General features: G+C 64.2%; 21 protein-coding genes. 5 read left to right on the plus strand and 16 right to left on the minus strand.

Annotated features, from left to right (window positions below; translation table 11 throughout):
• Window positions 1-28: 28 nt before the first annotated feature.
• Window positions 29-346, minus strand: a complete 318-nt coding sequence (gene rhaM, locus HDG37_RS31720) for an L-rhamnose mutarotase (RefSeq protein WP_184054562.1) — start codon at window positions 344-346, stop codon at window positions 29-31.
• Window positions 347-467: 121 nt separating this feature from the next.
• Between rhaM and HDG37_RS31725 the strand changes: the two genes are divergently transcribed.
• On the plus strand, window positions 468-1,463 hold the full coding sequence (locus tag HDG37_RS31725) for a LysR family transcriptional regulator (RefSeq protein WP_184054564.1): 996 nt from the start codon (window positions 468-470) through the stop codon (window positions 1,461-1,463).
• A 19-nt stretch (window positions 1,464-1,482) separates the two neighbouring features.
• On the opposite strand, the gene HDG37_RS31730 is transcribed toward HDG37_RS31725, so the two are convergent.
• From HDG37_RS31730 to HDG37_RS31755, 6 genes are all read right to left on the minus strand, one after another.
• Window positions 1,483-2,265, minus strand: coding sequence for an SDR family NAD(P)-dependent oxidoreductase (locus tag HDG37_RS31730; protein WP_184011280.1), 783 nt, complete (start codon window positions 2,263-2,265; stop codon window positions 1,483-1,485).
• Between the two features lie 57 nt (window positions 2,266-2,322).
• A complete protein-coding gene (gene rhmD, locus HDG37_RS31735) occupies window positions 2,323-3,501 on the minus strand; it encodes an L-rhamnonate dehydratase (protein WP_184054566.1) in 1,179 nt (392 codons plus the stop codon).
• 99 nt (window positions 3,502-3,600) lie between these two features.
• Window positions 3,601-4,353 (minus strand): SDR family NAD(P)-dependent oxidoreductase, encoded by a 753-nt coding sequence (locus HDG37_RS31740; RefSeq protein WP_090810144.1) that lies wholly within the window; start codon window positions 4,351-4,353, stop codon window positions 3,601-3,603.
• Window positions 4,354-4,515: 162 nt separating this feature from the next.
• Window positions 4,516-4,749 (minus strand): hypothetical protein, encoded by a 234-nt coding sequence (locus tag HDG37_RS31745; protein ID WP_184031536.1) that lies wholly within the window; start codon window positions 4,747-4,749, stop codon window positions 4,516-4,518.
• Between the two features lie 144 nt (window positions 4,750-4,893).
• A complete protein-coding gene (locus HDG37_RS31750; RefSeq protein ID WP_184054568.1) occupies window positions 4,894-5,511 on the minus strand; it encodes a copper-binding protein in 618 nt (205 codons plus the stop codon).
• 933 nt (window positions 5,512-6,444) lie between these two features.
• Entirely contained in the window at window positions 6,445-6,753 is a 309-nt protein-coding gene (locus HDG37_RS31755; protein WP_184054570.1) for a hypothetical protein, read from the minus strand.
• Between the two features lie 786 nt (window positions 6,754-7,539).
• Between HDG37_RS31755 and HDG37_RS31760 the strand changes: the two genes are divergently transcribed.
• Complete coding sequence (locus HDG37_RS31760) at window positions 7,540-7,866, plus strand: H-NS family nucleoid-associated regulatory protein (RefSeq protein ID WP_184011295.1); 327 nt, start codon at window positions 7,540-7,542, stop codon at window positions 7,864-7,866.
• Here the strand turns inward: HDG37_RS31760 and HDG37_RS31765 are convergent.
• Entirely contained in the window at window positions 7,863-8,474 is a 612-nt protein-coding gene (locus tag HDG37_RS31765; RefSeq protein ID WP_184054572.1) for a low molecular weight phosphatase family protein, read from the minus strand. The two genes, HDG37_RS31760 and HDG37_RS31765, sit on opposite strands and share 4 nt — an antisense overlap.
• 282 nt (window positions 8,475-8,756) lie before the next feature.
• A complete protein-coding gene (locus tag HDG37_RS31770; protein WP_184054574.1) occupies window positions 8,757-9,470 on the minus strand; it encodes a J domain-containing protein in 714 nt (237 codons plus the stop codon).
• Window positions 9,471-10,049: 579 nt separating this feature from the next.
• Between HDG37_RS31770 and HDG37_RS31775 the strand changes: the two genes are divergently transcribed.
• The 3 genes from HDG37_RS31775 to HDG37_RS31785 all read left to right on the plus strand — a co-directional run bounded on the left by HDG37_RS31775 (window position 10,050) and on the right by HDG37_RS31785 (window position 12,815).
• Window positions 10,050-10,265, plus strand: a complete 216-nt coding sequence (locus HDG37_RS31775; protein ID WP_184054576.1) for a transcriptional regulator — start codon at window positions 10,050-10,052, stop codon at window positions 10,263-10,265.
• Between the two features lie 203 nt (window positions 10,266-10,468).
• Window positions 10,469-11,923 (plus strand): indoleacetamide hydrolase, encoded by a 1,455-nt coding sequence (iaaH, locus tag HDG37_RS31780; RefSeq protein ID WP_184054578.1) that lies wholly within the window; start codon window positions 10,469-10,471, stop codon window positions 11,921-11,923.
• A 103-nt stretch (window positions 11,924-12,026) separates the two neighbouring features.
• On the plus strand, window positions 12,027-12,815 hold the full coding sequence (locus HDG37_RS31785; protein WP_184054580.1) for a CDP-diacylglycerol diphosphatase: 789 nt from the start codon (window positions 12,027-12,029) through the stop codon (window positions 12,813-12,815).
• Window positions 12,816-12,857: 42 nt separating this feature from the next.
• Here the strand turns inward: HDG37_RS31785 and HDG37_RS31790 are convergent, their stop codons facing one another.
• The 7 genes from HDG37_RS31790 to bcsB form a co-directional block, all read right to left on the minus strand.
• Window positions 12,858-14,522 (minus strand): glycoside hydrolase family 44 protein, encoded by a 1,665-nt coding sequence (locus tag HDG37_RS31790; protein ID WP_184054582.1) that lies wholly within the window; start codon window positions 14,520-14,522, stop codon window positions 12,858-12,860.
• On the minus strand, window positions 14,500-15,675 hold the full coding sequence (locus HDG37_RS31795) for an alginate O-acetyltransferase AlgX-related protein (protein WP_184054584.1): 1,176 nt from the start codon (window positions 15,673-15,675) through the stop codon (window positions 14,500-14,502). Before HDG37_RS31795 ends, HDG37_RS31790 begins: the two co-directional genes overlap by 23 nt.
• Before the next feature lie 4 nt (window positions 15,676-15,679).
• Window positions 15,680-17,089 carry an MBOAT family protein gene (locus tag HDG37_RS31800; protein ID WP_184054586.1) on the minus strand — a complete coding sequence of 470 codons (1,410 nt, stop codon included), beginning with the start codon at window positions 17,087-17,089 and terminating at the stop codon, window positions 15,680-15,682.
• A 153-nt stretch (window positions 17,090-17,242) separates the two neighbouring features.
• Complete coding sequence (locus HDG37_RS31805; protein ID WP_184054589.1) at window positions 17,243-17,938, minus strand: alginate O-acetyltransferase AlgF; 696 nt, start codon at window positions 17,936-17,938, stop codon at window positions 17,243-17,245.
• Between the two features lie 50 nt (window positions 17,939-17,988).
• Window positions 17,989-18,639 carry an SGNH/GDSL hydrolase family protein gene (locus HDG37_RS31810; protein ID WP_184054591.1) on the minus strand — a complete coding sequence of 217 codons (651 nt, stop codon included), beginning with the start codon at window positions 18,637-18,639 and terminating at the stop codon, window positions 17,989-17,991.
• 52 nt (window positions 18,640-18,691) lie between these two features.
• Window positions 18,692-22,702 carry a cellulose biosynthesis protein BcsC gene (locus HDG37_RS31815; protein WP_184054593.1) on the minus strand — a complete coding sequence of 1,337 codons (4,011 nt, stop codon included), beginning with the start codon at window positions 22,700-22,702 and terminating at the stop codon, window positions 18,692-18,694.
• 57 nt (window positions 22,703-22,759) lie between these two features.
• Entirely contained in the window at window positions 22,760-25,168 is a 2,409-nt protein-coding gene (bcsB, locus tag HDG37_RS31820; RefSeq protein ID WP_184054595.1) for a cellulose biosynthesis cyclic di-GMP-binding regulatory protein BcsB, read from the minus strand.
• Window positions 25,169-25,172 lie beyond the last annotated feature (4 nt).

Here is a 25,172-nt window from a genome sequence, read left to right on the forward strand (position 1 = left end):
TTCAACCGGGTTCAGCGTTCAGCGCGACTCAATGACTGAGACGAAAGACCGGTTCGAGCGTCTGCGACAGCGGCGTGTGATCGGGCGCGGTCTGCATGATGTCGGCCATGTAATCCCACCATTTGCGCATCACGTCGAGTTGCGGCAACTGGTCCATCGTGTGATCGCTGGTGCGCGAGAGCACCGCGAAAAGATGATGCGTGTCGGGGTCGAAGAAAATCCGGTAGTCGCGCACGCCGGCGTTGTGCAGCGCGTCAACGAACTCGGGCCAGATCTGCGTATGACGCCGTTCGTATTCTTCGCGCATGCCGGGGTTCAGCACCATCCGGAAAGCGATTGTCTCCATTGCGGCCTGTCTCCTGTCGACCTCTTCGAACGACTATAATTCCTGCATCGATAGCCTCTCAATCCGTTGTTGGGATTGGTCGATCCACAAACCGAATCGCACGGGCACTCCCACTGGCACCATGAGCCAACATTCAGCCGCCGTCGCACTCGTCAATCGTCTCAAGTTCAAGCATCTCGCCCTGCTCGTCGCACTCGACGACACCCGCAACCTGCATCAGGCCGCCGAGGCCGTCAACGTCGCGCAACCGAGCGCGAGCCGCATGCTCGGCGACATCGAGGAAGCGTTCGGCTTCCTGCTGTTCGAGCGCAACGCGCGCGGCATGACGCCGACGCCGCTCGGCGTCGTCACGCTCGCTTACGCGCGCCGTGCGCTCGCCGAGCTCACACGCTTCGCCGAAGACCTCGATGTCAAACGCCGCGGCGGTCACGGCCAGTTGACCGTCGGCGCGATCATGGGCGCCGCGCCCGATCTGCTGGCGATGTCGGTCGCCGCGCTGAAGACCGAAAGCCCGCTGCTCAGCGTGCGCATCCTCGGTGAAACAAGCGATCAGGTCGTGCAATTGCTGCATCGGCGCGAGGTCGATCTCGCGCTGGGGCGCCTGACCAACCCTCTGCAGCACAACGACTTCAGCTTCGAGCCGCTCGCGCGCGAAACGCTGCTGCTCGTCGTGCGCGCCGTGCATCCGCTCGCGCGGCGCACGCGCATCACGTTGCGCGAACTGGTCGCGTGGCCGTGGGTTGCGCAACCCGTCACGAGTCCGGCGCGCGTGCTGTTCGAGGAAGAACTCGCGCGTGCCGGGCTCGCCACGCCAGTCAATCTGACCGAATGCGCGTCGATCTTCGCGACGCTGCAATTGCTCGAGAATTACGATGCGGTCGCGATGCTGCCGGAGTCGGTCGTGCGCGATCATGTGCGCGGCGGACTGCTGGTCGCGCTGCCACTCGAAATCGGCAAGAGTCTCGCCGGTTTCGGCATTCTCACGCGCAAGGAAGAGCAGCTCGCCGAGCCGGCGCTGCGCTTCATCGAACTGCTGCGCGGCTTCTCGCGCGACCTCGCGCGCGACGATCCGGCCGCCGCACCCGGCACGCCGACTACGCCCGTCACGGTCAATTGACGCCCGCATCGCGCGTCGCTTATTGCAGGTTCACGAACAGGCCGCCGTCGACCAGCAGCGCGGCGCCCGTCACATAGCGCGCGCGGTCCGACGCGAGAAACACGACGCAATCGGCGACGTCGTCGGGACGCCCGAGGCGGCCGAGCGGAATGCGCTTTTCGAAGTAGGCTTTCTTCGCTTCGTCGGCGAGATCTTCGGCGTTCAGATCGGTCGCGATCGTGCCCGGCATGACAGAGTTGCAGCGGATGCCGAACGGCCCCAACGCGATCGCGCACGACTGCATCAGCGAATGCACGCCGGCCTTGGTCGGCGTGTAATGCGTTTGCATGCCGCCGCCCACCAACGCGCTGATCGAACTCGTCGCGACGATCGCGCCGCCGGTGCCCTGCTTTTTCATCTGCTGCGCGGCAGCCTGCGTAACGAAGAACGCGCCGTTCAGATTGACCGCGACCGTCGATTCGAGCACGTCCGCCGGCATGTCGAGAAACGCGTGAAACGGGCAGATGCCGGCATTGCTCGCGAGCACGTCGAGCTTGCCGAACGCGTCGAGCGTCCGTCGCACCAGCTCCTGGCCGGTGTCGCGCGCCGCGACGTTGCCTTCCACCGCGATCGCGCGCCGCCCCAACGCCTCGATTTCGCCGACGACTTCCTCGACCGCCGAGCGCCGGCCATACGATGCGTCGTTGTCGCCCCAGTAGTTGATCGCCACGTCCGCGCCTTCGCGCGCGCAGGCCACCGCGATCGCGCGTCCGATGCCGCGCGAGCCGCCGGTGACGATCACGACTTTGTCCTTGAGCAGCACCCTAATCTCCTTTGCGGCGGTTCGCCGTTCGGCACAGGTTCAAAACGTTCGACATGTTCAATGCTGATAAGGCCGCACCAGCGCGCATTCCGGATTGAGCCGCACGCCAAAGCCCGGCGTGTCCGGCACCTTCATGCGCCCGTTCACCGGCACCGGCTCGTCGAGCAGCAGCGGATCGAACATCGGCACGACTTCGTCGGCTTTCGGCGCCATCATCAGAAACTCGGAGAACGGCGAGTTATGGCGCGTGACGACGAAGTGATAGCTGTACACCGACGACCCATGCGGCACCACCATCACGTTGTGCGCATCGGCGAGCGCGGAAATCTTGATCAGCTCGGTGATGCCGCCGCACCAGCCGACGTCGGGCTGGATCAGATCGCAGCACTGCATCTCCAGCAGCATCCGAAAGCCCCAGCGCGTCGCCTCGTGCTCGCCGGTCGACACCATCATGCCGCGTGGCACGTTGCGGCGCAGTTCGGCGTAACCCCAGTAATCGTCGGGAGGAAGACATTCCTCGACCCATTTGAGGCCGTATTCGTGCGCGCCTTGCGCGAGCCGCGTCGCGTAGCGCACGTCGAGGCTCATCCAGCAGTCATACATCAGCCAGAAGTCGTCGCCGACGCGCGAGCGCATGTCGGCGAGCTTGTCGAGGTTTTGCCTGAGTCCGTCTTCGCCTTCCGCGGGACCATGCTGCAACGGCAGCTTGCCGCCGATGAAGCCCATCTCCTTCGCGAGATCGGGCCGCGCGCCGGTCGCATAGAACACCAGCTCGTCGCGCACCGGGCCGCCCAATAGTTGATACACGGGCTCCTTGCGCACCTTCGCGAGCAGATCCCACAGCGCGAGATCGACACCGGAAATCGTGTTCAGCACGACGCCCTTGCGCCCGTAGTACAGCGTCGCGAAGTACATCTGATCCCACATCTTCTCGATGTCGGTCACCAGTTGCCCTTCGAGAAAACGCGCGAGATGCTTTTCGACGATGAACGCGCCGATCTCGCCGCCGGTCGTCACCGCGAAGCCCACGGTGCCGTCGCTCGCTTCGATCTCGACGACCAGCGTGCCGAGCACATTGATGCCGAACGACTGACGGCTCTGGCGGTACTCGGGATAACGCGCCATCGGCGTCGCGATGTGATCGTCGATCCAGTGTCCGCCGGCCTGGTCGTGATAGTCCGCGCCGCCGCCGCGAACGATGAAGGCACGCACGTGCCGGATGGTAGGCATGGCCATGAAAGGGCTCCGTGAGAGAGGCGTCGAAGGGGCTCGACAACGCGCGTTCGACGCGTGTGCAATCCGCTGCGGGACGTGAGCAATGCGCGAGCAGCGCGCTCAATAGGTGGCGCGGCCGCCCGACAGGTCGAATACCGAGCCGGTGCTGAACGCGCAGTCTTCGGAAGACAGCCACAGGATCAGCGACGCCGCTTCTTCCGGCAGCAGGAAACGGTTCATCGGAATCTTCGACAGCATGTAGTCGATGTGCTGCTGCGACATCGAATCGAAGATTTCGGTCTTGGCCGCGGCCGGCGTGACCGCATTGACGAGGATGTTTCTGGTCGCGAGTTCCTTGCCGAGCGACTTGGTGAGCCCGATCAACCCCGCTTTCGATGCGCTGTAGTGCGAAGCATTCGGATTGCCCTCCTTGCCCGCCACCGACGCGATATTGACGATGCGGCCGTAGCCCTGCTTCAGCATCTGCGGCACGACCGCGCGGCAGGTCAGGTATGGGCCGATCAGATTCACGTCGATCACGCGGCGCCACATGTCGGGCGCAAGCTCCCAGGTCGTGCCGTTGCCGCCGGTGATGCCCGCGCAGTTGATCAGCACGTCGATCGAGCCGTGCCCGGCGACCGTTTGCGCGGTGGCCTGCTGGACCGCGGCGTCGTCGGTCAGCTCGACCGTGATGGCGCTCACCTTGCCGAGTTCGCTCAGCTCGCGCTGGCTGCGCGCGAGCCGTTCGCTATCGACGTCCCACAACGCGACCGACGCGCCCGAGCGCAACGCCCGCTGCGCGACCGCGTAGCCGATGCCACGCGCGCCGCCGGTGATGACGACCGTGCGCCCCTCCAGATCGATCCGATTCATTGCTGTGCTCCTGTAGGCCGCCGTGCGGCGTGCCATCGAGTTGTTGTATATCGCTGCGGTCAATATACGGGCGGTGCGATGCGCCAACAATCCGACTATTCGCGGGGGCGATAGCAAAAGTGGATCGGCAGCGGGAGCGGGCGCTAAAGGGAAGCGAAGTGGCTAATCATCGGCAGCGACGAAAAGCATCGAGACATACAGAATGGTCGACACGACGATGATGCCGACGCCGACCAGCACCTTGGTCTTGTCGAAGTTGATCCCGCCGATGATCGCAATGCCGATCCCGAACACCGACGACAACGTGCCGAGCGCCGCGAGGCCCACGTGTATCTTGCTGCGGACCAGCCGTTTGCGCTCCGATTCGGCAGTGGTTTCCGTTTCGCTCTGTTCCATTCCCCGCTCCTTCGCGCGCGACGCGATGACCATCGTGAAACCTGAGCCGCAATGGCCGGCGCGACGTCGAACCGCCGGTTGCGGTTCGACGCCGCGCACCTCGATACGCTTCAGCGTAGTTTATTTAAGCCTTCTCGATCGCCGTTATTTGACGTCCGCGCCATTGCGCGACACCGACGCCGCGATGGCCGAGACGAACACCGCGCGCACCGAATCGCCGACCTTCAGTTTCTCGAGCGCAATGTCCGGCGCCACGTCGAGCGTTTCCGTGCGCGACGGCCCGCGCAGCGTGACCGTGCGCTTCTTGCGATCGATCTTGCGCACCGTCGCGACGACCTCGATGCGCCGCGCCGATGCAACGACACCGTTGGCCGCAGGGTGCGTGACTTCGGTATCGATGCGCTGGCGGATTCCGTTCGGCGCGAGTTTGTCGACGCCGACCAGCACCGCCTTCTTGTACGCAATCGTCACGACGTCGCCGACATGCAGCTTGCTGACGTCGGCGGCTTGCGGATTCACGTCGAAAGTTTCCTCGCCGCCTTGCGGGCCGCGCAGCGTCACGCTGTTCGTCGCGGGATCGATCGCGACGACGCGCGCCTGAACGTGCAGCAGCGCGGCGGCGCCAATTGCCCGCTGTTCCGGCGCGGACGCGGCCGCGTTGTCCTGTGCCAGCGCCGGACCCGCCGCGGCGACGCAAACCACCAACGCAACCGCGATCGCCTTCACCTGCATGAGCCCGGAGTCCGTTGAATTGCAAGCCATGAAATGCTCCTTTTGATTGCGTCGATGTTACGGCAAATGTTTTGTCGCAGATCGCGTACTACGCTTGGCACCGGCAAGTGCAGTCGCTTCGAATAAAAAAGAAAAACGGACTATTAATCGCTTTTAGCGGACGGGGTTACGCTTTTTGAAACCAATGGCGGTTCCTTTCTAATGCGTCGATTTGTCCCGGAGAGCTGATCGCGAAAAGCGCGTGCTTCTCCATGCGATGCAATCGGTATGCGGAGTCGTGGCGGATGAGCTTGCGCAAGGAGCCGCGCGGCTTTGCACATGCGTTCCCGTGAGCGTCAGCGGAGGGGTAGAGAGCTAGCCATAACATATTCCTCGCAACGAGATGGACTACCGGGCGACCCGACCTGAGCGGGTCCGGAAATTGCCGAACGTTATGACTATTTCAAACGGTTTCGGGGATGCTAGCAAACGCGCAAAGGAATGGCAAGACAAGTGGCTGTGCATCGCCATTCCCGATTAATCGGGTTTGCCGCGTCAAATCTTTTATGACGGTGGGCGATTCATTTGCCATAAAAATATGATCGCTGCAATTCGCTGAACTCGGATGCCCGGCGACGCCGTCCTCGCTCTGACTCTGTCCGGTTGCCTGACAACAGTCGAATCGGCGCATTCGATATGCATTGAAAAGCGGTGGGCGCGCGGCAGATTGGCAATCGCCGAACGACTCCGCACAAACCCTTAATGGATGATACTGAAGCGATTACGCATCGCTGCGCGACGCGATATCGTCGCTCGCCTCGGCGAGGCGCTGCGCTGATGCCCAGCGGGAATTGGCATTCGCGTGAAATGGCATGCGCTTTCGACCAAGCGCGTGAAAGGCGGCGGCGGCAGCGCTCGGCACCTGTTCGTTGCCTCGCGATCCGGGGTCGTTCCTGGCGCCCCACTGCCGCTCGCGAACTCTGGTCATTGACCGAAATAAGTCTTGCACTCCGTGCTGAACGAGCATGACTGGCTGCGCCGGCCTCCCGCTTGCGACTCGCCCGCCGGAACACCACCATACGACGCGTTGCGTATGCCCTGCTCACGCGGGTCCCAGTTCTGACCGAACGACATGTCGGTCGTCGCCTGCGCCGATTCGTCCGCATCGTGCTCCATGATCGCGCGACCCGACACGGCGTGCTCCGCCTGGCCGCTCAACTCCTCGGCGATGGCCGTTCTCGGCGCGAGAAACAGAACTGCGGTCGCGGCAATCAACAATATACGTACTCTCATTTCCGGACTCCTCGAATCCGGCGCAGCAGTGTTCGTCCTCCACAAGAATTGATCCGCGAACAGCCAACCTGCCCAATCTGGCCGAGGAACGGGTCGATGCCAATGCGCTACTGCTGCGACGGGTCACCGAACTAAACAGATGAAGAATTACCGCGCTTGCACCCGATACTCGACGCGTTCCCGAGCGTCGGCGGAATCGGCGCGCACAAGGCGGCTGTAAGTCTGCATTCGCAGCTTGTCGTCCTTCTTTTATAGTTCGCGCACCTCGGAATTCAATCCAGGAGCTTCCAGCAGTGTCGCCAATCGTCCACACCGTTCGATAAACCGCATTCACCGACAAATTCAACGTGAACTAAGCGTGCTTTGCTCGCGCATTGCGCTATCATGTTGCTACAACGCACAAAAAGCGAACCCGCACGTCGACGAAAGTCCGATGAAAGGCGGACAGCGTGGAATGACTCCATCCATTCGCAATCATTGCATCGAGACACAGAGTTTTTCATAGCGAACGTCAGGCTTACCGGCCTCGTTCGTCGCGTTGCGACATGCTGAAATATTTGCTGATCGAGACTCTCGGTTCGAGGGTCGGTTGTTCCAGCGGCCGTCTTTGTCCGAGGCCGTATTGCAATTCAGGGAGCAACGTTTTTTAACCCGGCACATGGCATTTCCGTCAATCGACACCCCCCCGCGGGGCGGCCCCATTCAGTCGGGCTCGATGCTTCGCAGCTTTTTCCCCGCAATCTGTCTTCGACAGCACGCTGCACGTTTTAGAAGGACGAATATCCTATGGACGAAAGGAAGCGAGATAGCATGATTGCCTATCTCCGCCATCGTATGGAAGAGTTTGGTATCAGACCAGAAGACCTTGCCGCAGCGCTGGCGACCGAGTCATTGGCCAAAAAGGCTGAGCGCTATCGCAATGCGACCGGAGACAGCTGGGACGGCAATGGCGAAATGCCGCAATGGTTGAAGCAGGCTATTAGTGCCGGCCAGAGCATTGAGCATTTCGAATTGGCCGCAAAACCGGCGCCCGCGCCCCAACCGAAAAAACAGGTGGACTGGTCGAATGACCCGTTCGCCGGCACGCGGCTCGGGCGCCCGAATAACCGCTAGGTGCAGGACGCCGCGCTCGAAGGCGCGGGCACAATGGCTGCGGCTTCGAAACGAACCGCCGTGCCACGCACCGTTTTTGCGCCACCGCTTGTCACATTTACGGCATTCACCGCATTCCCCGCATCCGCCGCATCGACGAGATTCGCGTGATTCGAGGCAGGCTGCGCATATTGCGGCAGCTCGATAAGCGCGCTGACCTGCCGCACGATCTGCCAGAAGGTCTTGTCGAAAAGACAGGCCTGCTCGTCAGCGCAGCCGTGGCCGCCCGCGAGCGGATCGGTAATGGTCCAATAGACGAACGCCGGTGCGCCGGGAAATACCGGCGCGTGCAGTCCGCCGACGAATTCGTCGAGCGCGATCACGATATCCATGCGCGGCGCCCATTCGCCGGTGAATTCGAGCCAGCTTTTAGGGCTCAGCACCGCGCGCCCGGAAATGCCGGGCCGCAATTGCGCGACCGCGAGTGGATGAAGGCGCGCGGCCGGTTCAGGGCCCGCGCTGAACGCGTCGAACCGGTGCCCCGCCAGTTCGCGCAGTAAAGCTTCGGCAATGATGCTGCGGATCGAATTATCGCGGCAGAGAAACAACACCTTATATTTTCTGGACACGCTTACCCCGTACCGATGTTTTTTATTGGCCTCTGGGCGGAATTGTGCCGCTCCAGTCTTGCGCCCCCGTGAAACTACGGCGTCTTTATTATTTGCGCCTCGGGATTCGCACCAGGTATCTCGACTCACGGGCACAGAGCACAACTTTGCGAACGATGGGCAGTGTACCAGTGTCCGGCCCCCTGTTTCAGCACCCTGTCAATATTTGCCAGATCAACCGACGCTGCCGCCGGCCCGCCGGTCCGGCATGATGGGCCTGGCCCGGTCGCCGTCGGCGGCGGGTCAGAACTTCAGGCTGTTGAGGAACTGAAACCACAGGTTGCCGAGCGCGCCGGCCGGATGCATGTCGCTGACGGTTTCGTCGCGCTTCGCATGGTTCTCGCGTCTGGAAGGCTGCGTGTCGTGAGGGGCGGTTTGCGAGGCCGCGCCGGTGTCTTGCGCGCGGTCCGCCAGTTCGGGCTCGGACGCCTCGGCTTGCGCCGCTTGCGCGCTCTTCGCGGTCTTTCCCGCGCGCTGGGCGTTTTGCGCGGCGTCCGCCTCGTCGCGGCGTGCGGCCTGCAACGCCGCGACGCTGTCGGCGATCTGCGCGGCGCGCTGCGGTTCGCATTGCCGCCCGAGCAGCACGCCGAACAGCACGTCGCGATTGTGGCCCTGGTCGGCGAAGCGGATCGCGATCGACACCATCTCGGCATACCCGGCTTCGTCGGCCGCGCGGGCCGCTGCCTCGCGCTTCGCCTGCGCGCGTTGCCGACGCGTGTGCTGCGCCTCCCACTCGCGCATCTGCTCGGTGTAGACCGCGTCGTAGACGTTGCGCTGCTCGGCATCGGACAGGATCGCGTACGCGTCCTTGATTTCCTGGAACGCCGCGCGCGCCACGTCCTCGGCACCGTGGTTGCGGTCCGGATGCCACTTCATCGCGGCTTTCCGGTAGGCCCGCTTGATTTCGTCGTCGGTGGCGTGCGCGGGCACGCCGAGCGTCTCATACAGGGTTGCCATGCTGGACTCGATCTCGCGAAAAATCACTGCGGGCATCGTAGCATGCTAAAAGCGGTGTCATCGTGACCCGGCCTCCGCGCAAGCACGCGCATGCCGGCATTGCCGCGATGGCACGGCGGCAGATCGTCCTCCAACGGCCCACGAAGAAAAGGCCCCACCACTTGCGTAGCGAGGCCGAGTCCCATGCCTAAGGACACCGAGCCCCGCCGCCTCCATCGCCGCTGACGGTCGTCCCGCGCGCGTCCTGCACGCGGTCTGAATACTCCCCGGGCACGTGACGCCGCCGCAATCGCGCGCGGCGCCACGCTTTGCGCCGAGCGACCGTGCGCCACATAACAGACACCGTGCCTCCACGCGAATAGAGTCACCGGACACAGCGACTTCGATCCAATCCGGGCTTCTGATTGCCACTGCGGCCCCGCGCTGATTTGCTTTCGACGAAAGATTGGTTCAACCGCTGCGCAGCGCGCCCTACGCTTGACCTGCCCGCCGCTTCACTCACCTACGGCAACGACAGGGCCGCGCCGCACGCATTGGTATTCCGCACGACATTCGCGGGCACACAGACAAGTCAAGATCATGAACTCACACATCCGCTACAAGGGCTACGAGGTCGAAGCGGCAACGCAACTGCTCCCCAACGGATTATTCGCCGCCAATCTGACGATCGAGCAGCGCGACGAGAATACGCGCAAGGCTTATTCGTTCGACGCGCTCGACTACTTCTTCGACGAAGAGCATGCGCTCGCCTACGCGTCGGACTGGGGGCGTAGGTGGATCGATAATCACCAATAAGGCGATCCCGGAGCGCATCGAGGTCGATGACAGCGAGCACGGCAAGCATTGCGCATCGCCCGGCATCGGGTTTGAGGCGGATGTGCCAGAATAGGTGAACCCTTGCGTTCGCTGTCTGCCCGCGTGACCTGTCCGCTACTTCGACGGATGCAGTCGAAACTCGCGCCGCCCGCGACGCACCCATCGATACGGAGACGCCGGTCATGACATGGACCGTCGACGCACAGCTCGCGCTCAGCGCGACACAAGCGGTCGAGGCGCTGCAATCGGGCCGCCTCAAAGCCGCCGACTACGTCGCCACCCTGCTCGCGCGCGCCGCCGCGCTCACGCACCTGAATGCGCTCACCACGCTCGACTTCGACGGCGCGCTCGCCGCGGCGCAGCGCATCGACGCATTGCCGCCGGCCGAGCGGGCACGTCTGCCGCTCGCCGGTTTGCCGATCGTCGTCAAGGACAACATCAACACCGCAGGTCTACCGACGACGGCCGGCACGCCCGCGCTCGCGGGCTTCGTGCCGAATACCAACGCCCCATCGGTGCAACGCCTCGTCGACGCGGGCGCGATCGTGCTCGGCAAGGCCAACATGCACGAACTCGCGTTCGGCATCACGAGTACCAACCTGTCCGCGCACGCGGGGCCGGTGCGCAATCCGTACGATCCGTCGCTGATACCGGGCGGCTCGTCGGGCGGCACCGCGGTGGCGATCGCCGCGCGCATCGCGCCCGCCGGACTCGGCACCGACACCGGCGGCTCGACCCGCATCCCGGCCGCGCTGACCGGCACCGCGGGCTTGCGTCCATCGGTCGGCAATGGCGGTGCCGAGCGGCGCTATCACGACCCCAACGCGGTGGTGCCGATCAGCCATACGCGCGATACCGTCGGGCCGATGGCACGCAGCGTCGCCGACCTGGCGCTGCTCGACGGCGTGATCACCGGCGACGGCGCGCTGCCTGCGATTGCGCTCGATGGCTTGCGCATCGGCTTGCCCGCGCCGCTGTGGGATGCTCTCGAGCGACAGGTCGAGGACGTCGCGCGCGCCGCACTGCAAAAGCTCGAAGCGGCGGGCGTCACGTTCGTGCCGGTCGCGATGAGTGAGTTGGAGTATCTGAACGGGATGGTCGGCGCTCCGCTCGCCATTCACGAAGCGCGCGACGACGTGCTCGCGTGGTTGGTCGCGAATCGGGCGCCGGTGCAAACCGTCGCCGCACTGGCCGTGCGCATCGCGAGCCCGGATGTGCGCGCGATCTACGACGACGTGCTCGCCGACGTGCTCGGCTCGCACTACTCGGCGGCGCTCAACTACTGGCGACCGCGGCTGCGGAACTACGTCGCCGCGACGTTCGCGAACGACGGTCTCGACGCGTTGCTGTTTCCGACGACGCGGCTCGTCGCGGTACCGATCGACGATCTGAACGGCTCGTCGACGGTCACGATCGACGGCGGTCCACCGATCGATACGATGGAAGCGTTCCTGCGTAATACCGACCCGGCCAGCACATCCGGCATTCCGGGGCTGTCGCTGCCGGCGGGTATCAGCGCGAGCGGGCTGCCGGTCGGCCTCGAACTCGATGGACCGCTCGGCTCGGACAGGCGCCTGCTGGCCATCGGTGTCGCGTTCGAACAGGTACTGGGAACGTTGCCCGCGCCGGTGCTTTGAAGCCCGTGTTTCACATGCGCGCCATCAGATTTGTGCTTCAATGCCTGCGCGTTGCAGCCCGCATTCCGACGCTTTGCCCGCCCGAACCTCCCCCTAAGCGACGATGACGAACCCCGCCACCGCCCTCTCATTTCGCGGCCTCGTACGCCGCGTCGTTCACTTGAGCGCGGTGCTCGCGGTCGCTTTCGCCGCCAGCGCCTGCGCGCGCCTCGCGACGGTCGATTCCAACGCGCTGTGGAAGATCGTCGACATCCGCTGCGTGCCGTCGCAGCAGGCCACGGGCACACCGGGTCAATGCACGCTCGTCGATCTCGACAAACGCTACGTCGTCCTGAAGGACATTCTCGGCCGCTCGCAGTTTCTGCTGATGCCGACCAATCGCATCACCGGCATCGAAAGTCCGCTGATCCTCGCGCCCGATGCGAAGGACTACTGGCGTGACGCGTGGGATTCGCGTCATTACGTGCAGCAAGCGGTCAAACGCGAGTTGCCCGACGATCAGCTCGGCCTCGAAATCAACTCCGAATCTCGTCGCTCGCAAAACCAGCTGCATATCCACATCGACTGCATGCGGCGTGAAGTCAGCGCCGCGCTCGCCGATCACGCTCACGACACGCCCGGCGAGTGGCGTTGGCAGACGCTCGATGGCGAGCGCTACAGGATCATGCGGGTGAACTCGCTGAGCGGCGCCGACAACCCGTTCCGGATCGTCGCCCGCGACAATCCTGATCCGGCGACGATGGCCACCCAAACCATCCTGGTTACCGGCGCGGGACCGTCCGCGGCTCGCGATGGCTGGCTGATCGTCAACAGCGGCATCGACATCGAAGGCGGCAGCGGCACGGCCGAAGGGCTGCTCGATCACGCGTGCCGCGTCGCGGACGATCATTGAGCGTTTGCCGAACACGCAGAATTCAGCATGCGAGCAACGGAGTCATTGCCGGCCCGCGCCGTGCAAAACCAGCAAGGTTACGGTTTTCGGCGGCAGAGTAAGGTGCAATTGGCCGCTCGCATAGTCGGTGTCGTGCAGACGGGATATGGCATTGTCCATGAGTTGCCAGGTCTGGGCTTTGCCTTGAGTCACATCAAAGTTGTTGATCGCAATTGTGGCGTCAGCCGGTTGATCAAGCTGCTTGTTGATCACCACGATGGTCATGACGCGGTCGTGATCACGCACGGCGGCAAAAGACGAGACCCGATCCGGGTCGGGCTGCGTGTCGGCGATGCTGGTGGTGCCAAAGCCCGAGCCCTGGCCATCGTAGTTGCGATAGAGCTTGATCGCCTTGTAGACCGGCATGTCCCGATTCAATGTGCCCCAGCGCGTGGCAATGTCCAACCCTTCCCGGCCAAAGATGCCCAGCACGTCGGCCTGGGCCGTGGCGCCGTTCATGGTCGTATCGCCGCCCCAACTGTATTCCGTCAGCGCGATCGGCGTACCCGCGTAGTAATAGCTGTCGACCCACCGCCGCATCAACGGAATCAGGGCCACCACGCTGTTGATCCAGGTCGGATCCTTGTAGCTCGTATCCCACAGGTCGCGCGTGGAGCGGTTACGGGCGAGTTCAATGGCAGGCGTTTCAGCCGTGGCCGCATTCTGGTTTTCCTTGAATTCTCCGCCCTGCGGGTAAAAGTGCAGGCTGAAAACGTCGACAGGGCGGCCGGCCTGCTTCCATTGCGTGAGCAGCCATGGGACGTAATCCATGCCTCGCGTTTCGTTTTCCCTGTCCGGCGGATTGCCCTGACCGTGCGCGGCGAAGTACTGCTGATCGAAGCCGCTAAAGCGATACCCGGTCCAACCCCACTCTTCCGGTGCCACGACCCGCGCGCCTGGGTCTGCCGCCTTCACGGCGTGCGAATAGGCGATCACCTTGTTCGCTACCTCGCTGGCATGGGCGCCGATGGGATGCATGTCGCGATGGTTGAGTTGCCACAGACTCGGCTCATTGTCCATCAGGTAGTAATGCACACCGTCCGAGCCGGCACTACCGGATCCACGCATGAGTTGCCTGACGCGCTCCTGCTGGCTCTGCGGATCGTCCAGCAACGAAGCATCGTCCGGGTCGTTCCTGATAGGGGTGCCGTCGGGTGCGATGCCGTTGCCCGCGTCAGACAAACCGTGAGCGTCGACACTCTGCTGCTTGCCGTACCTGTTGACCGAAAAACTGACGAGCGGCTTACCGTCCTTATCGAGTCGCGCTACCCTGCCCATCATCGGGATGGTCAGCATCGGTAAAGCGTGTCCGTCACGGGTAAGCGCCGCGAAACGGTCGTTATATTGGTAGATGTCTTTTGGATCGGTCGGCAGGCTTTCGAAAAACCAGTCCTGGCCCGTGTTGTGAGCGTCGAGCCGCCAGTTGTAAGCCGAAGCGGTGTTGCCGCCCGAGCGGTTGATCGGCACGCGCAGATCCCGCAGGATTTCCGCCGTCCCGAAGTTCAAGCCATAGATGAGCGGGCTGATTGGGTGCCGGTTGGCCGCGGCATCCACCGTAATGATCACCGGCAGCGGCGCAGCCATGGGCAGATCGGCGTAGAGCAGCGCGCCCGCCCCTAGCATCATCGCCATCAAGCTATGGCAGTTAAAGTGTGCTGGCTTCGACATGCGGAGTCCGTGAGTCTATGGCGCTGGATTTCGGCACGACGACCGTATCTTCCGCTTCGAGCGGCGACTGCAGATCCCGTTCGTCCAATTCCCAAACGACGAGCCTGGGCGGTGTCTGAGCATAAGCCGGACTCGCGAAATAGGCGCGCGCCGAGCCGCCGAACTTGCCGCCCTCGCGTGCGAAATTACCCACGCCTGTTCCGAGTGCCAAAGCGAGCTGAGGCACGAAATCGGACGTCGTCGAATAAGAAGTGCCGATCACGGCGATGCCAGGCAGATCGGCATCGCCGAACAGATCGTCGGCTGACGCGGCCGCCTGAGCCTGAGGAATGTAGTCACGGCTGGCCGCCATCTCAGGCCTCGGCTGCCAGGACGGCGGCAAATCATCCAGGCCGGCCAGACGCACGAGATCGCCGGGCCGCCGGCCGGGAGGCTTGTCTGTGACGCGATAGTCGGGCTTACTCGAACCCAGCGGAACCCCCATCGCACGGATGCGCTGCGCCACGGCCTGCGCCGCTGCTCCCGCGCCGTCCTCGGTCCAGTGTGTGTCAGTCCGAAAAAAAGCGCCGCCCGGCGCGCCACGCAGCGCCGCACTGAGATCCAGCACCTGCACGCCGTCAGCGGTCAGACGCGAGGTCCAGTCAGCGAGACGCGCACCCAACGAAACCGGACGATACAGACTGCACAGATGCTGCGGCTCGATACGCGACTTGTCGGGCACCACGACGACCAGCAACGCGATACCGTGCCTCGCCAGCTCGCGCCGCACGGCGGCCACCGTGTCCGCGCGCGTGGCGAGATGACTGTCGCTATCGGCATACACGCTGAGTTCGTCGCGCAGGAACAACCAGCCCGGGCAGCCCTGCCGCACGCGCGGCCCCAGATCGTGCAGCGTCAGCCAGCCCAGCGCACGCTGCGCGCGCGCCGCGTCGGCGGCGATCGGCGTATCGGCCATGCGATTGGCGAGTTCTTTCGATACCGCACCGTCCAGAATGCCGGCCCGGGTCACGGCATGAGGCAACACCGATTCGGTCGTCGACGCGAACCTGAGATTGGAAAGCAGGCCCGCGAACAGGAAGATCATCAGGATGACGGCAGCGATCTTGCTGGCGCGCGAGGCGGGTAATTGAGGTAGCGGCTTGGGATCTTCCATGGCGTCAGAACTGGAAGTAGAGGAAAGGCACCGCGCCGCGCGCGACGATCAGACCGAACGACAACAGAAAACCCGCGAGCGGCCACCCCGCCTGCCATAGCTGCCGCAGCGCCGTGTCGGGAAGGCGATCCCAACGCTGTTGCCAGAGCGGCAGCAGCACGCACACGATGCCCAACCCGGCAGCCAGAGCGTGCACGGGCCGCAGCAGCACGAGCGTCGCGTCGCTCAGGCCGATGCCATTCAAACCGAACTGGCCGCGATACATGGCGAGCGCGGCATGGGAACCCGCCGCGCGAAACAGTGTCCACGCGAGCATGACGAAAACCAGCGTCAGCACGTGCGATAACCAGGACGGCATGGTCGGCATATCGAACCGGCGCCAGAGGCGCGCGACCATCAGGGCGATGCCATGAGCGAGGCCCCACAGCAGGAAGTTCCAGCTATCGCCGCCGTGCCACAGGCCGGCGATCGCCATGGTCAGCAACAGATTGCGGCAGGCTTGCCACTCACCGTGGCGGTTGCCGCCTAGCGGGATGTACAGGTAATCGCGTATCCAGCTCGACAACGACAGGTGCCAACGGCGCCAGAAATCCTGAATGCTGCTGGCAAGGTACGGGTGGTTGAAGTTCTCGGGAAAGCGAAAGCCCAGCATCTGCCCCAAGCCGATGGCCATGGCACTGTAGCCCGCGAAATCGAAGAACAACTGCAGCGTGTAGAAACCGCAGCCCAGCCAGGCGTCGGCCAGCGTGGGCGCGTGCAACGAGAAGATCGCGTCGACCATCGGCGAGAGTGTGTCGGCCACCAGCACCTTCATGCTCATGCCCACCATGAGCCGCCTTGCGCCGGCTGCAAAACCGTCCCAGTCGACCTCGCGCGACACCAGCTCGCGCCTCACCCACGCATAGCGAATGATCGGCCCCGCGATCAGATGCACGAACATCCCCTGATAGGCGCCGTAACGGATCATGCTGCGATCGGCCGCCACCGTGCCGCGCTGCACGTCGATCAGATAGGAGATGGATTGCAGCACGATGAACGAAAGCCCGATGGGCAGCACGACGTGTCGCCAGGGGATGGACCCTGCATGGCCTGCCCCCAGCACACTGTCGAGACTATCGACCACGATGTTGGCGTACTTGTACCAGCCCAATATCAGGACGTTGACGACGATGAACACGGCCAGCCAGCCACCGCGTGCCCGCTGGCTCGGCGCCCTGTCTATGACCATGCCGCCGAACCAGCCCCAGAAGGTCAGCGCGATGAACAGCAGCAGAAAGACCGGGCTCCACCAGCCGTAGAAAAGCCAGCTGCAAAACAGCAGCACGCCATTGCGCCAACGCGCGGGCAACGCGACGTAGATCGCCAGAAAGGCCGGCAGAAACAGCGTCAGGAATTCGAGGGACGCGAAAACCATGCATCGTTCTCAATCGAAAAAGATATCTGGACCGACGCGCCATCGCGAAACACACCGAACCCCGCTCTGCCCGTCGTAACCGGATGACAAACGGGGAACAGCCGGAAATCGGCGATGAGCGGCGTCGCTTTCAAGGAGGAGCCGCAAATGCGATCAGTGGCTCAGCGCGTCGTTCGCCATGAAGATGCGCGAATGCGCCCCGCCCGGCACGAGCAACACCGTATAACGCTGCCCCGCCGCGAGCGTACCCAGGCTGAGCGGCTGCCCCACAGGCTGGCCGCCGCAGACCAGCTGCACCGAGAGGGCGACCGGGTTTACCTGGCGCCGCCTGGCTTGTCCCACAGCCACGCCGTCGAGCAGCACGATGTCGCGACCCGGCACTTTCAGCGTGGGTGTCGCGCAGCCGGCGTCGAGGTTGTAGAAAGCCACCGAAGCTTTGAGCGCATTGAAGTCGTCGGGTTTTTCACGGACCGTCACCGTATGCAGGCCACCCGCTTTATCCGCGCCATCGAGCGCAACGATGCTGACGAACTCGCCAGGCTGCACCGTCGCCGATACGTCCTGGTGCGCGCTACCGGCTCTCAGTGTGCCGGCCACCGGTTTGCCGGCGGCGATCGGAAGGAAGTGAGTGGCCGGGTTCGCGGCGTCGAGCGTCAGACGCGCTTTCGACCCCACCGCGCTCACGTCGACCGGACCCGAACCGCCATCGACAAAACGCACGAACGACGAGTCCTCCGCGGGACCGGTCGGGTATAGCGGAATTTCTGCGGCCATGGCCGGCTGCACGGACAAACCGAGACCGGACAGAGCAAAGCCGGACAACAACAGGGAGGAGAGGAAATTTTTCATTCTTTTCTCAAATGGGAAACCTGGGCAGGCGCGGCTCGAAGCCCGGTGCGTCATTTCTGCGGAACAACAGGCAGCTTGACCAGTGCCTTCATGATGTCCGTGCCCCAGTACTTGTAGCCGGTCGTCGTCAAATGCTGACCATCGACCGTCGCCCATTCGCCCGGCCTGGAAAACGTGAGCGAGTCGATGTACTGACACGGCGCGACATTGGCGGCAAGGAAAGACGACAGCTGCTTCACACGGGCGAAGCTCTTCTGATACTTGCCGCCCTCGGTGCCCCAGACCGGCCCTACCCAGACGCAAGCCGTCTTGTTGGCGGCCAGGTCTTGCGTCAGCGCCGTGACCTGCTGCCAGGCCCAGGCCTTCGGGAAATCGTCCTTGGCGTATCCGCCGATCGTGTCGCCCTGGACGATGATGACGAGCTTGGCCTTGTTCGCGGCGATCAATTGATCGACGGGTTGGGTCCTCGCGTTGTGGTCGATGACCAGGGGCGCCTTGCCGTTACGCTCGGCGCCACCGCATGTGCCGGGCACGGACTTCACCCAATCGCCGGGAATACTGCCGCAGACGCTGTAGGTATGCACCTGCGCGCCAGCGGCGATCAACTGATCCTGCAACGTATCGATGAGATAACCGGGTTCGCTCAGATGGCTATCGCCGACTATGAGAATGCTGAGACCAGCAAGTACGGAAGCAAGCATGACTCTTCGACTCCTGAAAAATAATCAATGTCCGATCGATCGGTATGGCGGGCTACTGATCGCTGTAATGCGACTGGTAAGGGATGACCGGCATATCGAGCGCCTTCGTCTGTGGCGCAAGGGTATAGCGCAGATACAGGCCCGCCGCCCACTGCCGGTAGCTGGACGCGTTGTTGGCGCCCACCGAGGCTCCGCCAGTCAGATGATTGGTGAAGCGGTATTCGGCCGTGGCCAGCAGGTTGTAGCCGAAGCCGGTCGAGGACTGGTCGGGATGGATCGCGCCGTCGGCGAGGCCAATCGTCGAAGCCGCTGACACTGCTGCGGCCTGCAACCCGCTGTCGGTCGGGAAATACGCCGAGCCGGCCTGGTGGTAGTACTGCACACCGACGGCCCCTTGCAGCTTGTAGGTCCAGCGCTCCGAACGCTGCGCCCACGTGAGCGGCAGGTTGAACGCATAGAACCGCTGCGGGCTGAAGTAGCCGCCGTTGCCGTAGGTGAAGTTGTTTTGGTTGTGGTCGTAGATCATGCCGCTCAGGTTCACGCCCGCGCTCAGCATGCTGTTTTCCGTGCGCAGCAGGTACCAGTACGTCCCGGCGCCGACCTCGGCGCCGACGTTGGACTGGACGTTATGACCGTCCAGGTATTTCGCGGAACCGTAGCCGTAGACGCCGTAGTCCTGATTGTCGAGGCCGATCGCACCATGCACGCCGGTGGCAGTCACGCCACCCCAGCTCAAGCCCGATCGCGAATCGGTCGAGCCGGCAAAAGACGTGATGCTGTCCGTCACGGCGCGGCGCGATACGCCCACGTTGAACCAACTGCCCTGCCCGGCATCGATGGAGTTCCTGAACATCACGCCGCCAACGACATTGGTGTACTTGAAACCCAAAGGCGTGGTGCCGATGTCGGCCATCCAGTTCCCAGTCTCGTAACCGAGACCCAGACCGACGCCGTAGGCGGTCTGTTTGCCCGGTGCGGCGACCTTGCCGGCCTGCTGCGCCCGGGTGGCGGCCGGGCCGCCGCCGAACTGACTGGCGCTGAAGACGTCGGTACCCAACGTGCCGCCCTCGAGTTCAACCGGCGTCACGCGAATGGAAAGCTTGCCGTTGTCGACCGGCAGTACCCCTTCCAGAGCTTGCTGCACGCTCGTCAACTGACCCGTACCGGGTGCTGCGTTGTTCGACGAGACGAACAGCCCACCCCTGACTTCCGGTGAACGCTGCGCTCGGAGGTCGCTGAGTTCATTACGCATTTCCTCGAGCGACGGCGAACCGTCCTGAGGCTCGCTCACCGCGACCGTGTCTTGCGGCGCCAGGCCGCCGACCGGCGTGCCCGCCACGGTTGGCAGAGCGGATGGGCCAGAGGACGAGCGCTCGCGCACAGCCGTGGATGTCACGGTCGAGGCAGTCGCGCTCGCCGCGGTAGCAGCCGGAGCAGCCGGAGCAGCGGCGGGCCCGAAACCAGGCTTCTGGTTCGCCGGCACGCTATCCGGCGCCGCGGGTTGCGGGGCGAACGTTTCGGCAGCGGGCAGGAGACGGTGGCGGACCTGACGACGGTGAGCGTCGTCGTGGTGGACAAAGGGATTGCCCGCCACGTGGACGTCTTGCGCCTGCACGCCGAGCCGCTTTTCCTTGGCGGCAATGGCGGATTCCAGCAGCGACTGCGCTTCGCGGGTTTTGCCCTGCATGACATAAATGCGCGCGGCGCCGGCCAGCACGTCGGGATCGTTGGGCGCCTTCGCAACGGCCTCTTTCAATGCCGCATCGGCAACGCTGTTCTTGCCGGCCTGCACTGCCGCCATCGCGACGCCCAGTTGCAAACCCGGATTGTTGGGGTCGTTGACGAGCGCCTTCTGGTAAAGCGACAGTGCCTGGTCATACTTGTCATCGGCGGCGTACATGCGCGCGAGCGCGGCCGTGGCGAGGCTGTCGTTGGGCCGCTTCGCGAGGATCGGCGCCAGCGTGTCGTAGGCCTGCGCGAGGTCGCCTTGCTGACGTTGCTGGTCAGCCAGTCGCACGGTGTAGAGGTAGTTCAGTTCGTCCAGTTGCCGGCGCTGGTCCGCGGTCAGCGTCTGGCCGTGCAACTCGCGCATCGCGAGCCCGGCCTGGACATACTGGCCGGTCTTGAGCAACAGGCCCAGATAAGCCAGTTGCACATCCGGGCCGCTGCCCTTCAGACCGTTAGGCATCAGCCCGTGCATCAGGCTCATGGCGCGCGGCGTGTTGCCCGCGTCGACATACGCCTGCGCCAACGCGCCCACCTTGGCCGGGTCTTGACCCGCCGCGGGTTCGAGCCGCGCCAGCATACTGCGCGCATCCTCCAGATTGCCTTCGAGCGCCGTTTGCGAGGCTTGCGCCACGACCATCTGAAAATCGATCTGCTGCGCCGTCGCAACCATGTTCGGCGTGCGCGAGGCGGTGGAGATGCGCGTCATCGTGTCCTGCGCGCGCGTCCAGTCGCCCATCTGCATGGCCAGCAGCGCGCTCGCATAGAGCGCTTCGGGATTGTCCGGGTTCGTGACGAGCAGGCCGTCGACGAGTTGCTTCGCTTCGTCGGCATGACCCTGTTCGAGCTCGTAGCGCGCCAGTTCCAGACGAATCCACGGGTTGTCGGGCGCGCTGCGCTGGGCGTCTTCCAGAATGTGCCGGGCCGCGCTCAGATCGCCACGCTGCGCGGCTGCATCGGCCCGAGCGGCGGCGACGGCGGCGCGCAGCCGATCTAGTCCGCCGATGCCGGCCTTCTGCCCGGGTGACATGCCGTCGATCAACTTCTGGGCCTCATCGGCGCGTCCCGTCTGCGCCAGGATATCGATGAGGCCGCTCGCCGCCTCGCGGTTATCGGGGCTTGTCGCCAGCACGTCGCGGTAGCCCTTTTCAGCACGCGTCAGATCGCCCTGCGCCGCATCCAACCGGGCCGACGCATTGCGCCCGCCCGGCTCGGCTGGATCCAGCCGCAGCGCCCGATCGAGTTCGCGTCGCGCGGCGGCGAAGTCGCCCACGTTTTGCGCGCCCTCGGCCTGGTTCACCAGCAGCCAGTAGCGCGCGGAATTGAGGGCCTTGGCCCAGTTCGCACCCGCGCCCGGACGCGACACCGCCCGCGACAGCAGCGTCTGCGCCTGCGCCAGGTCGCCTTGCTGCATGCGCACGAGGCCCAGTCCCCCCAGCGCATCCGTGCTGTCGGGTTTGTCACGCAGCACAGCGGAAAAGGACTGCTCGGCCGTGGTGATGTCGCCTGACTTGAACGCGGCGAAACCGCGTGTCAATCGTGCATCCACGACCGGACCGGCCGGTGCGAGCGGATGCGGCGCCAGCATCTGATGGCGTATTTCGTCGTCGTCCGGATGCAGCTTCAGATAGTCTTCAAACCACGATCTGTTTTTCGGCGTGGGCGTGACCCAGGTCAGCACGGAGCGCCAGACTTCCGTCGCTTCGCCGCCGATGTCCGGACGAGCGGCAAGCTTTTCCAGAAGGGCGACACCCGCCGCGCGATCCTGTTCGTCGCGCACCATATGCTGGGCCAGCGGCAACATGGTGTTCGGATCGTTCGGCGTCTCGGCATTCAGGCGCTCGAGGCCCTGGATGGCCTGATCCACACCGCCATCCGTATAGCCCAGGTAGCTGTAATACTCTCGCGCCACACTGCCCTGCGGCGCTTTACCGCCCAAGGCCTTGTTGTATTCGGCTATGGCCGCCAACAACGCGGCCTGATCCTTCTGGTTGACGGCGTCTTGCGCCATCTGGCGCGCCTTGGCGAAGGTGGACTTACCCGGTTCGACCGCGAGGCGCAAGCTCTGCTCGAGCAGCGGCACGAAGCGGCTGCCCGGCGCGGCCGCACGAAGTCTGGCCAGATACCCGTTCGCCGCCGCGAACTGCTGCTTGCCGACGGCGATCGTGCCCATCCCATACAGCGCCTCGGGCTGCTTCGGGTCGCTCAGCAGCAGTTTCGACCAGGACTGCGCGGCCAGATCGGGCTTGTCATGCGTTTGCCAGTAGCGGCCCTGTTCCAGCAGCATGTTGGACGTAGCATCCTGCGCCCAGCCCGGGTGGCCGACCGAGGCGACCATCAGTCCGAGAATCCAGGCCCGGTTGCGGCTGCGTCTGACTACCATGACTTTCCTTGATTATGATTGTTGCTGCCGCGATGCCCGCAGCCGCTCACGGGCTTCAGCGTCGCGCCGGGCCTGGCGGCGCCGCAAGAACGAAAACAGACCGACCGCGATCAGCACGAGCGCGATGATGCCGAGCGCCTTCAGCACCCACGCGAGCGACAGGCCGAATGAAGCCAGCCACCAGTCGAGGCCGCGCCAGATGCCGAGATGCCCGACGTAATAGGTATGCTCGCTCACGAGCGAATCGACTTGCGTGCCGCGGATAGACACGAGGCTTCCCTGGATGGGCTGCTTGCCCGAGTTCGGCGCATCCAGCAACGCGGAGACCGCATCCTTCAGGCCGTCGGGCTGATTGCTGGCCAGCATGACCACGCTGCGGCCCGGTTGCTTCGGCGATTCGAAGCCTGCGAGCACGGCGCTCACGCCCGGCCCCGACCAGGCCAGCGACAGGCGGCGGGGTTCGGCGTCGAGCCGCGGGTTGGCATGGAACCAGCCCAGCACGCGACCCGGCAGATCCGATACGGCGAACTGCGCGCTGTGGTCATACGCCGCGGGCATGGTCCGCGCCCAGTCCTTGAGCCAGGCTTGATCCGCACCCGAGGCGATCACGAGCAGATCCTTGTCGGACGGCATCGCGTCGATGCGCTGACCGCGCAGCACGGTAACGCCGCGCGCCGGATAGCCGGTCGAATCGCCCATGCGGCCCATCACCGCCAGATACGTGCTGTATTCCGGTGTGCCCGCGTTGGGGCCCAATACGACGTCCGTTCCGGACAGGTCGGCCATGCGCGTGAACGGGAAGCCCGCCTGGGCGAACGAGGCCAGGTTCGGCATGGCGATGTAGTGCGGATACTGCGACAGATCGATCGTCGATTCGGGATCGACCGCGCCGCGCACGTTGTCGATGATGATGTCCCGGCACTCGCCCTGCTTGATGTAGTCGTACATGTAGCGGAACTGCAACTGGGTATTCGGCTGCAACAGCGCCTCCAGCGGCACTTCAAGTTTCGCCTGGCGCGGCAGGCTGCTGTCAGGCAAAACTTCACCCCGCAGCTTGCTGCCGCCCTCGAGCCGTTCGAGCGAGAGCAGCGGAATCGACTTCATGAACTGGTCACTGACGCTGAACAGCAGCGACGAATTGACCATATAAGGCTGCGGCGTATAGCGGTAATGCAGGTCGATCGGCACGTTGGGCGCATGCCAGCCGAACAGGTCGGGCGGCACGCGCATATTGATGCGGATCAGATCGGGGCTGTAGCCCGAAACCTGCAATTGTTTGGCGTCGACGAGTTCGCCCAACGACATCGGACGGTCGGTGCGCAGCCAGCGCGGCGCATCGTACGGCTTGCGCGGCGCGAGGTCGGCGAACCGCGTGATGAGCGCGCCCGAACCCGACAGCGTCTGGCTGCCCGTGACCAGCGCGTCGGCGGCCTGCTTGAGTTCCTTGCCGTCACGGCCCATCACCAGCAACAGCTTGCCGTTGGGATCGTTGGGGTTGGTCACGACGGCGAGAGTCGGACCTTGCAGCGGCGAGTCCGCCAGGCTCGCTTGCGCCGCGCTGTCGACGATGACGACCGCGTTGCCCCTGGCGGGCACGGTAGAGATCGATACCGGGAATTGCGCGCCGCGATATTTCGCCAATGCGCCGAACCACGACGACACGGCGCCGGCCGCTTCCAGCGCGGCCGTATCAGGATTGCCCGCGAACACGAACGGCAGGTTCAACCGGCGAATATCGTGCTCGTCGAAGAAGGGTCGCGGCAGGCGAGCCAGATCGCCTGCCTGCGCCAGCGGCTGGGTGTCGATGCTCAGCGTACTGTCGTTGCTGATGTTGGCCCACAGGCTCGAATGCAGCGGGTCTTCGCACTGGTTGGTGTAGTGGCCGATCAGTTGCAGACGCAGCTTGCTGTTCGCGGTGAACAGATACGGCGGCAGCGTGATAGTGCGCTGCAGGTTGGTGCCGGACGTGTTTTTGGGCACGTCGATCGATGCCGCCACCTGATCGTTGACCAGCACATTGATGTGCGACAGATCGGGCAGCAGCGCCGGCGAATAGGCATAGCGCAGGTTCAGTCGCGCACCTGTGACGACCCGATCGTCGCGCACGCCGACCGGCAGCGTATTGCTGCCGTCGACGCCGCGCAGGTTGAGCGCGTATTGCGCGCCGAGTTGCTGCAGCGAATAGGTCACCGTCGAAGAAGCCGCGGTAGCGGCTCCGGCGTCCGGCGCGGACTGCAGCGGCGCCGCGTTGCTATCTGCCGTTGCCGGCCGCGCGGACGGGTTGGCCGCGCCGCCGGCCGAAGCCGACGCGTCCTGCCGCGCAGCGGCGGCAGCCGCCGCTGGTTGCGCGGCCTGGGTTACCGTCGATGTGACAAACACACAACCGAGCAACAGTGCCGGCCATACTGGTTGCGCAGTCATGCAA

This window comes from Paraburkholderia sp. MM5384-R2 (assembly GCF_014201025.1).
GTDB classification, from domain to species: Bacteria; Pseudomonadota; Gammaproteobacteria; order Burkholderiales; family Burkholderiaceae; genus Paraburkholderia; species Paraburkholderia tuberum.